The sequence below is a fragment of the Achromobacter sp. genome (genome assembly GCF_032113835.1).
In the GTDB taxonomy this organism is placed as follows: domain Bacteria; phylum Pseudomonadota; class Gammaproteobacteria; order Burkholderiales; family Burkholderiaceae_B; genus Achromobacter.
Map to the genome: position 1 here is coordinate 1 of NZ_DAMCTG010000133.1, position 9,310 is coordinate 9,310.

At 65.1% G+C, this 9,310-nt stretch carries 9 protein-coding genes and 1 tRNA gene; 3 read left to right on the forward strand and 7 right to left on the reverse strand.

Annotation, left to right across the window (positions count from 1 at the left end; genetic code table 11):
* Positions 1-50: 50 nt before the first annotated feature.
* The 6 genes from RT697_RS25860 to cysS all read right to left on the reverse strand — a co-directional run bounded on the left by RT697_RS25860 (position 51) and on the right by cysS (position 5,965).
* A tRNA-Ser gene (locus RT697_RS25860) sits at positions 51-143 on the reverse strand.
* Between the two features lie 89 nt (positions 144-232).
* Positions 233-1,498, reverse strand: coding sequence for an aspartate kinase (locus RT697_RS25865; RefSeq protein ID WP_056563512.1), 1,266 nt, complete (start codon positions 1,496-1,498; stop codon positions 233-235).
* Between the two features lie 213 nt (positions 1,499-1,711).
* Positions 1,712-2,698, reverse strand: coding sequence for a tRNA lysidine(34) synthetase TilS (gene tilS / locus RT697_RS25870; protein WP_313702516.1), 987 nt, complete (start codon positions 2,696-2,698; stop codon positions 1,712-1,714).
* A 145-nt stretch (positions 2,699-2,843) separates the two neighbouring features.
* Positions 2,844-3,809, reverse strand: a complete 966-nt coding sequence (locus tag RT697_RS25875; protein ID WP_175124236.1) for an acetyl-CoA carboxylase carboxyltransferase subunit alpha — start codon at positions 3,807-3,809, stop codon at positions 2,844-2,846.
* A gap of 36 nt (positions 3,810-3,845) precedes the next feature.
* Positions 3,846-4,490, reverse strand: a complete 645-nt coding sequence (locus tag RT697_RS25880; RefSeq protein WP_175124237.1) for a DNA-3-methyladenine glycosylase — start codon at positions 4,488-4,490, stop codon at positions 3,846-3,848.
* Positions 4,491-4,510: 20 nt separating this feature from the next.
* The gene (gene cysS, locus RT697_RS25885) at positions 4,511-5,965 is read right to left on the reverse strand and encodes a cysteine--tRNA ligase (protein ID WP_313702511.1); all 1,455 of its coding nucleotides are present in this window, start codon (positions 5,963-5,965) and stop codon (positions 4,511-4,513) included.
* A 345-nt stretch (positions 5,966-6,310) separates the two neighbouring features.
* Between cysS and RT697_RS25890 the strand changes: the two genes are divergently transcribed.
* The 3 genes from RT697_RS25890 to RT697_RS25900 all read left to right on the forward strand — a co-directional run bounded on the left by RT697_RS25890 (position 6,311) and on the right by RT697_RS25900 (position 8,404).
* Entirely contained in the window at positions 6,311-6,994 is a 684-nt protein-coding gene (locus tag RT697_RS25890; RefSeq protein ID WP_313702512.1) for a tetratricopeptide repeat protein, read from the forward strand.
* A 134-nt stretch (positions 6,995-7,128) separates the two neighbouring features.
* Positions 7,129-7,638 (forward strand): peptidylprolyl isomerase, encoded by a 510-nt coding sequence (locus RT697_RS25895; RefSeq protein WP_313702513.1) that lies wholly within the window; start codon positions 7,129-7,131, stop codon positions 7,636-7,638.
* Complete coding sequence (locus RT697_RS25900) at positions 7,631-8,404, forward strand: UDP-2,3-diacylglucosamine diphosphatase (protein ID WP_313702514.1); 774 nt, start codon at positions 7,631-7,633, stop codon at positions 8,402-8,404. Before RT697_RS25895 ends, RT697_RS25900 begins: the two co-directional genes overlap by 8 nt.
* Positions 8,405-8,488: 84 nt before the next feature.
* Here RT697_RS25900 and RT697_RS25905 read toward each other — a convergent pair.
* A partial coding sequence (locus RT697_RS25905; protein WP_313702515.1) for an undecaprenyl-diphosphate phosphatase occupies positions 8,489-9,310 on the reverse strand: 822 nt, incomplete at its 5' end.

A 9,310-nucleotide genomic window follows, 5' to 3' on the forward strand; every position in this document is an offset into this window, starting at 1 on the left:
TAAGCTATGCGGGTCTTGAGGCAACCTTTGTTCACTGGTGCAAGTGTCTTTGGCGGAGACGGTGGGATTCGAACCCACGATGCAGTTTTTAGCCACATACTCCCTTAGCAGGGGAGCCCCTTCAGCCTCTCGGGCACGTCTCCGAAAAGAGAACGAGATTCTAGCACGATTTTTTTGGCTCTTGCCCGCGAATGCGGCGTTCACGCAAAAAAATCGTGCCGGACCTGATTCTTCAGACCTTGGTGGCAGGCGCTTGGTCCAGGCCGAAGGCCTTGTGCAGCGCGCGCACGCCCAGTTCCATGTACTTGTCGTCGATGATGACCGAGGTCTTGATTTCGCTGGTGCTGATCATCTGGATGTTGATGCCCTCTTGCGAGAGCGTCTGGAACATCAGGCTGGCGACGCCGACGTGCGAGCGCATGCCGATGCCGACGATGGAGACCTTGGCGACCTTTTCGTCGGTGGACAGTTCACGCGCGCCCACGGCGGGGATGACTTCGCGCTTGAGCAGGTCCACGGCGCGCGCAAATTCGTTGCGGTTGACGGTGAACGAGAAGTCGGTCGTGCCGGCCACGGACTGGTTCTGCACGATCATGTCGACGTCGATGTTGGCGGCGGCGACGGGCCCCAGGATGGAGAATGCGATGCCGGGTTTGTCGGGAACGCCCAGCAGGGTGATTTTGGCTTCGTCGCGGCTGAAGGCGATGCCGGAGACAACGGCGGCTTCCATTTTTTCGTCTTCCTCAAAAGTAATCAGCGTGCCCGAGACCATTTCTTCCTCGAGCGGGATAAGGGGGTCGGTCAGCGAGGACAGGACCCGGACCGGAACACGATATTTGCCGGCGAATTCGACCGAGCGGATCTGCAGCACCTTGGAACCCAGCGAGGCCATTTCCAACATTTCCTCGAAGGAAACGACGGACATGCGGCGCGCTTCGGGCACCACGCGCGGATCGGTCGTGTAGACGCCGTCCACGTCGGTGTAGATCAGGCATTCGTCGGCCTTGATGGCCGCTGCCACGGCCACGGCCGAGGTGTCGGAGCCGCCGCGGCCCAGCGTCGTGATGTGGCCGTCGGGGTCGATGCCCTGGAAGCCCGTCACGATGACCACGCGGCCGGCGTCCAGATCGGCGCGCACGCGGGCGTCGTCGATGGACGTGATGCGGGCTTTCGTGAACGACGAATCGGTGCGCACGGGCACTTGCCAACCGGCATAGCTGCGCGCGGACACGCCTTCGGCCTGCAAGGCAATGGCCAGAAGGCCGCTGCTGGCTTGCTCGCCGGTGGCGGCGATCATGTCGAGTTCGCGGCCGTCGGGCTGGGGCGAGAGCTCGCGCGCCAGACCCAGCAGACGATTCGTCTCGCCCGCCATGGCGGACGGGACAACAACAACTTGGTGGCCGGCGGCGTGCCACTTTGCGACGCGACGCGCCACGTTTCTGATGCGCTCGACCGAGCCCATCGAAGTACCGCCATATTTGTGAACGATCAGGGACATCTCGTACTCTGGCTGGATACCCGCCGCAAGTGTTGACGGGCAAAACCATATATTCTAGCGCGACGGTAAAAATTTGCGCAGATTGCGCAGATTTATGTCCATTTCGTGGCTAAATGCCGCGCCGGGCTGGTCGACACGGATCCAAGTCGGAGTGGCTGACGTCCCGCCTCAAGTTGGCTTAGGTACCGGATCACATACGGATTTTCTACCGGTTTACGAACCGGCGTGGCCCCGACGCTCCACCCACACTCGGCCGCGATGGCAGCGGATCACGTGCCCCGCCTGCTCTACCCTCAATTGCCGGTCATGGCCCAGGCTGTGCAGGCCGCGAAGCTGACGCAGCAGGTCCGCCATGCGCGCATCGGTGGGCATCCGCGCCCCGTTGCGCTCCAGCCAAAACCGCAACACCTGCGCCTGCCGGGCAGGCGAAAGCCCGCGCCACGCCTGCAGCGAAAAACTCACGTCATCGGCACTGGGATCAAGCCGCGCGAAATCTTCACGGGCGACTTCGTCCAGAATCTCGGCCGCTTCGGCCATGTGCCGCGCGTGGCGAGCGACGATGCCGCGCCAGCCGGGCCACCGCGCATCCAGCACGGGCGCCAGCAACTCACGCAGCGCGGCGCGGGTATAGCGCGGATCGGCATTGGTGGGGTCCTGCACGGCGCGCCAGCCGATGGCTGCTTCCACTTCCTGCGCCGCGTCCAGAATCACGCTGCGATCCTGCTCAAGCCACGGACGCAGATACGACACGTCGCCCCGCTGCGCCACCGGCGACATGGCCGCCATGCCCGCCAGCCCGGTCCCGCGCAAGAGGCGCAGCAACACGGTTTCCGCCTGATCGTTGCGATGGTGGGCGAGCAGGATGTGGTGGACGCCGTGCTCCTGCGCCAACCGGGCCAGCGCGGCATAACGCGCATCGCGCGCGGCGGCTTCGATGCCTTTGCCGCTGGCCGGCTCGACCTGGACGCGCGCCTCGATAAGCGGGACCGTCAGTCTTGCGGCCAGGGCCTGGCCTTGTTGCGCCCATTCATCCGCCTGCGCCTGCAAGCCGTGGTGCACATGGAAAAGGATCACCTCGATGCCCAGCAGCGGCGCGACGGCGGCCGCATGCACGGCCAGCATGGCCGAGTCCGCCCCACCGCTGAACGCCACGGCAATGCGGCGCGGACGCGCGGGCAGTGCCTGGAGCGTCTGGCGCAACACCGCGGCAAGCGCGGTGGAGATGGGCAGGGAGGAAATGGCGCCCGCGTCGGCCCGAGGATTGGTGCCGGGCGGCGGGACGTCAGTCATGGGAGAGAGGGCGCGGGGGCCGCGGCGCCGGCTGAAGGCCGGCGCCCTGCCCGCCTTACGCGCGCACTTCCTGGAAGGCGCCGTACGAGCGCACGCGCTGGAGGCGCTGCTCGACGAGCTGTTCGGGCGTCAGGCCCTGAAGCTGGCGCAGGGCGTCGCCGAGCGCGCGGCGCAAGAGGCGCGCCATGACGCGGGGGTCGCGGTGCGCGCCGCCCACGGGTTCGTTGACCACGCGGTCCACCAGACCCAGATCCTTGAGGCGGGGCGCGATGATGGCCAGCGCGTCGGCGGCCTCGGGGGCCTTGTCGGCGCTGCGCCAGAGAATGGACGCGCAGCCTTCCGGCGAAATCACGGCGTAGGTGGCGTATTGCAGCATCAGCACGGCGTTGCCGACGGCAATGGCCAGCGCGCCGCCCGAACCGCCTTCGCCGATGATCGTGCAGATCAACGGGACTTTCAGTTCGGCCATGGCGTAAAGATTGTGGCCGATGGCTTCGGACTGGCCGCGCTCTTCGGCGCCGATGCCGGGATAGGCGCCCGGGGTGTCCACGAAGGTGAAGACGGGAATGCCGAATTTTTCGGCCAGGCGCATCAGGCGCAGGGCCTTGCGATAGCCCTCGGGGCGCGGCATGCCGAAGTTGCGCGCGGCGCGCTCCTTGGTGTCGCGGCCCTTCTGGTGGCCGATGACCATGCACGGCGTGCCGTTGAAGCGCGCCAGACCGCCCACGATGGACTGGTCGTCGGCGTACATGCGATCGCCATGCAGTTCATGGAAGTCGGTGAACATTTCACGCACGTAGTCCAGCGTGTACGGACGCTGGGGGTGACGCGCGACGAGAGCCGTCTGCCAGGGCGTGAGCTTGGCGTAGATCTCCTTGGCGAGCGTCTGGCTCTTCTGCTGCAGACGTCCGATTTCATCGGAGATGTCTACTGCCGAATCGGCCTGCACGTAGCGCAGCTGCTCGATCTTGTTCTCAAGCTCGGCGAGCGGCTGTTCAAATTCCAGAAATGTATTGCGCATGTAGTGTGGTTCCGTAGATGGGCTGCCTGGTTTGCGTCAGTATTGGACCGGCGTCGGTTCCAGACTGCGCCACAGATACCAGGTTGCCACGGTACGCCAGGGTTGCCACGCCAACGAGACTTCGCGAGCCTCGAAGCGAGAGACAGGCTCGCCGCTGAAATAGTGTAGCGAGATTGCCTTGAGCAACCCAGGATCATCCAGCGGCAGGACATCAGGCCGCTGTAGATTGAAAATCAAAAACATCTCCGCCGTCCAGCGTCCGATGCCGCGGATGGCGACCAGTTCCGAAATGACGGCCTCGTCGTCCATGGCCGCCCATTTCTCGGGATGGACCCGGCGTTCGCCGAAATGCACGGCCAGGTCGAGCACGTACTCGGCCTTGCGTTGCGACAGTCCGGCCTTGCGCAGGCCGTCCAGGCCGACGCGCAGCACGGCGACGGGCGTGGGGCGTTTGCCCACGGCGTCGATGAACTTGGTCCAGACGGCATCGGCCGCCTTGGGGGAAATCTGTTGCCCGATAATCGCCCGCGCCAGCGTGATGAAGGGCGTGCCGCGCGAGGTCAGCCAGACCTCCGGGTGCTGGGGGATGATCTTTTTCAGAATGCGGTCACGGCGCATCAGGTGCGCCACGGCGGCTTCCCAGTATTCAGGCTTGGGAATCTCGAGATCTGCGGTGGACATGGCCGGCGTATCCTGCGGGGTCACGCGCGGCGCCATTGCGTCAGGCCGCCCGGTTTGTCGTCCAGCTCGATGCCGGATTCGCGCAGTTCGGCGCGGATGCGGTCGGCCTCGGCGAAGTTGCGGGCAGCCTTGGCGGCGGCGCGCGCGTCGATCAGCGATTGAATGGCGTCGGCGTCCAGCGTGCTGCGCGCGCCTTGCTCGATGGCGGCCGCGGAATAGCGGGTGGCGGACTGGAAGTACGTGGCGGGCGCCTGCTGCAGCAGGCCCAGCAGCGAGGCCAGCGCCTTCATCTGCCCGGCGCTGCGCGCGCTCTTGGTGCGGTTGGCCTCGGAGGCCAGTTCAAACAGCGCGGCCACGGCGCCCGAGCTGTTGAAATCGTCATCCATCGCGGCCTTGAAGGCCTGCGCCTGCGGCTCGTTCCAGTCGATGCCCTGATCGTCGGCCGGCACGTTCTGCAAGGCCTGGTACAGGCGATCCAGTGCGTTTTGCGCGTCGATCAGGTTGTCCGGCGTGTAGTTCTGCGGGCTGCGGTAGTGGTTGCGCACAATGAAGAAGCGCACCATTTCCGCTTCGCGCGGGTTCACCTGGTATTCGGACTGGTCGGCGCCCGGCTCGCTTTGCGCGACGGTCTGGCGAATGGTGCGGAAGTTGCCCAGGGACTTGGACATCTTGTCCGAGTCGACCATCAGCGGACCGCAGTGCATCCAGATATTGGCCAGCGTGCCGCCGAACGCCCCTTCGGTCTGGGCGATCTCGTTTTCATGGTGCGGGAATTTCAGGTCCGGACCGCCGCCGTGGATGTCGAGCGGCAGGCCCAGCAGCGACTTGCTCATGGCCGAGCACTCGATGTGCCAGCCCGGCCGCCCCAGACCGTAGGGCGATTCCCACTTGGTGTCGGCGGGTTCCTCGGCCTTGGCGGACTTCCAGAGCACGAAGTCCAGCGGATCGCGCTTGCTGGACCCCACCGCCACACGCTCGCCGGCGCGCAGGTCATCCAGCGTCTTGCCGGACAGCTTGCCGTAGCCGGGAAAACCGCGCACGGCGTAGTTCACGTCGCCGTCTTCGGCCTGGTAGGCCAGACCGTTGGTTTCGAGCTTGCCGATGATGTCGAGCATCTCGCCCACGTATTGGGTGGCGCGGGGCTCGCGATCGGGGGATTCGACGCCCAGCGCGCGCTCGTCAGCGTGCATGGCGTCGATATAGAACTCGGTGACTTCGCCGATGCGGCGGCCCGTTTCGACCGCGCGGCGGATGATCTTGTCGTCGATGTCCGTGATGTTGCGCACGTAATCCACAGACAAGCCGCTGGCGCGCAACCAGCGCTGCACGACGTCGAACGACACCAGCATGCGGGCATGGCCCAGATGGCAGAAGTCATACACGGTCATGCCACACACGTACATGCGCACCTGGCCGGCCTGTGCCGGTTTGAACGGTTCTTTGGTACGCGATAACGTGTTGTAGATTTGCAGCATGGCGCGATAGATTTCGTTTAGTGTTCCGTGGCGGTTTCGGAAAGTTGCTGTCGACGGACAATACCGTCAACGCGTGCCGCCCAATTCGCCGCCCCATTTACATTGCCGCCCCGTTGGCAATGCAGTTCCGGCAGTCCTGTTGATGCGGGATCGGTTCGCGGACCTCGGCGGACGCTCTGATGGCCCCCGCTCTGATGGCCCTATTCTTACTGCCTTGAACAAGCCTTGTACGCGATGGTCGAGCCAAAAACCCAACCGGGGCTAAAATGGCGGTCGTCAAGTATAGCAAGCGGCCCGGTCGCGCGCGTAAGCGCCGGCTGGCCAAGACTTTTAACGGAACCCCACGTGACTATCAAGCCGCGTTTTTGCGTTGCCCTGCTCGCCCTGGCCTTGGCCGGCGCGCCGGCGGGCGTCGCCCTTGCCCAGTCGATGAGCGGCGGCGCGGGAGCGAACCCCAACGCCAGCCGCACCACCCTGGACCCGATTCCGCCCGAAGGCGGCTGGGACGCCCTGGCCAATCTGCTGGAAGCCGCCAAACCCGGCGTGGACACCCGGCTGATCCCATCCGCTTCGCAGATCACGACGCACATCGAGCGCATGCTTAGCCGCGGCGAAAACGCGGAAGCGCTGGCCATGATCGAAAAGCGCCAGGCCGAGATCAAGGACCAGCGCGGCACCGACGTGCAGCTCATGTTCCAGCACGCGCGCGCCCTCGCCGCGCTGGACCGCACGAACGAAGCCATCGACATCTACAACGATATGACCACGCGGTTCCCGGAATTGCCGGAACCCTGGAACAATCTGGCGGCTCTATATGCTGGGCGCGGCGAACTCGACCGTGCGCAGGATGCCCTCCAGATGGCATTGCGCGCGGACCCGAACTACGCCGCCGCCCGCGCCAACCTCGGTGACCTGCAACTGCTGCAGGCCTTGCGCACCTACAAGGAGGCCGCCAGCGACGGCGTGCCTGGCATGCGGGAAAAGGTCCGCGAAGTTGAAACAATGTTGAAGGATAAACAAGGCAAATGATGTCCCGTTACTCCCCTCTACACCTGCTGCGCCTGACGGCGTGCTCGTTCGCACTGGCTGCATTCGCTCCGGCGTTCGTCAGCGCCGCCCCCGCAGCATCTTCTTCCCCCTCCACCTCCGAAGGCACCAAAACCATGAGCACCAATCCCCGCGTCAAGCTTCAAACGAACCAAGGCGACATGGTCATCACCCTGGACGCCGCCAAGGCGCCCAAGTCCGTCGAAAACTTCCTGACCTACGTCAAGGAAGGCTTCTACAACGGCACGGTGTTCCACCGCGTGATCGACGGTTTCATGATCCAGGGCGGCGGTTTCGAACCCGGCATGAAGCAAAAGCAGACCCATGCCCCCATCGAAAACGAGGCCAACAACGGCCTGAAGAACGACAAGTACACCCTGGCCATGGCCCGCACCAGCGATCCGCACTCGGCCACCGCCCAGTTCTTCATCAACGTGTCCAACAACGACTTCCTGAACTTCACGTCGCCCACGCCGAACGGCTGGGGCTACGCCGTGTTCGGCACCGTCACCGAAGGCACGGACGTCGTCGACAAGATCAAGGGCGTGAAGACCGGCAACAAGGGCTTCCACCAGAACGTGCCGAACGAAGACGTGATCATCGAGAAGGCCGAAGTTCTTGAATAAGATCCCCCTGTCCGGCCCGGTCTGGCTGGCATCCGACCTGCACCTGGGGCCGGCCACGCCGGCCACCTCGGAGGCCTTCCTGGCCTTTCTGCAGGCGGCAGAGGAAGAGGCGGCAGCCCTGCTGCTGCCCGGCGACATTTTCGACGCCTGGATCGGCGACGACGTGATTCGCGCCGCCCCGCCGTGGCTTGCCACGGTGCTGGTGGCGCTGCGCGCTACGGCCGCCCGCATCCCGGTCTGGCTGGGCCGCGGCAACCGTGATTTCCTCATCGGCGAGGAACTGGCCAAGGCCGTGGGCGCCAGCCTGCTGCCCGAGCCGGCGCTGCTGGAAACCGATTTCGGCCAGGTCCTGCTGACGCACGGCGACGAGTTCTGTACGGACGACGCCGCATACCAGCAGTTCCGCAAGATGGTCCGCAACCCGCAATGGCAGGCCGAGTTCCTGGCCAAGACCATCCCCGAGCGGCTGGCCATGGCGCAGCAGGCGCGCGGCGAAAGCCAGGCGGCCAACCAGACGAAATCCATGGAAATCATGGATGTCAACGCAGGCGCCATCGAATCGATCTTCCGCGAGACGGGCGTGCGCGTGCTGGTGCATGGCCACACGCATCGCCCCAACCGCCACGTACTCGATATCGACGGCCAGAAGCGCGAGCGCTGGGTGCTGCCCGACTGGGACTGCGACCACGTGTCGCCCCCGCGCGGCGGCTGGCTGGTCATCGACCGCGACGGGCTGCAGTTCTACGACCTGGAAACGGAAGCGTAGGCGCCACCAGACCCGCGCCAGTCAACGACAAGGGCCGCTTGAAGCGGCCCTTGTTATTTCTGCGCCCGCCGTGGCGGGAAGGAATCAGCGCGTGAAAATCCAGGCCGCCACGATGCCGCCGAAGATGATCCGGTACCAGGCGAACACGCGGTACGTGTGGTTGGCCACAAAGCGCAGCACCGCGCGCACCACCACCATCGCGCTCAGGAACGCCGCGATGAAGCCGACGGCGATGCCCGACAGGTCGTGCTGGGTCAGCAGGCCAAAGTTCTTGTACATGTCGTAGGCCGCCGCGCCCAACATGGTCGGCATGGCCAGGAAGAACGAGAATTCGGTGGCGGTCTTGCGCTGGATGCCGGCGATCATGCCGCCGATGATGGTGGCGCCCGACCGCGAGGTGCCGGGAATCATCGCAAAGCACTGCGCCACGCCCACGCCCAACGCCTGCTTCCAGGTGATCTGCTCAAGCGTGTGGGCCGAGGCACGCTCGTCCGAGGCGGTGTCGTCGGCGGCGCCCGGCGCATCGCCCGGCGTGTGGCGCGTGCGGCGTTCGACGTACAGCATGATCAGCCCGCCCAGCACCAGCGTCACCACCACCACCGCCGGGTGGTAGAACACCGATTTGATGGTCTTGATGAAGATTGCGCCGATCACTGCCGCCGGCAGGAATGCCAGGATCAGGTTGCGGGTGAAGGCCACCTCGCTGGGCACGCCCGTCAGCGTGCCGCGGATCAGCTGAAGCAGCCGGGCGCGGAACACCCACATCACGGCCAGGATGGATCCCAGTTGGATGACCACCTCGAACACCTTGCCGTCGCCCGAATCGAAATTGAGCCAGTCGCCGACCAGGATGAGGTGGCCCGTGCTGGACACGGGGATGAATTCCGTCAAGCCTTCCAGGATGCC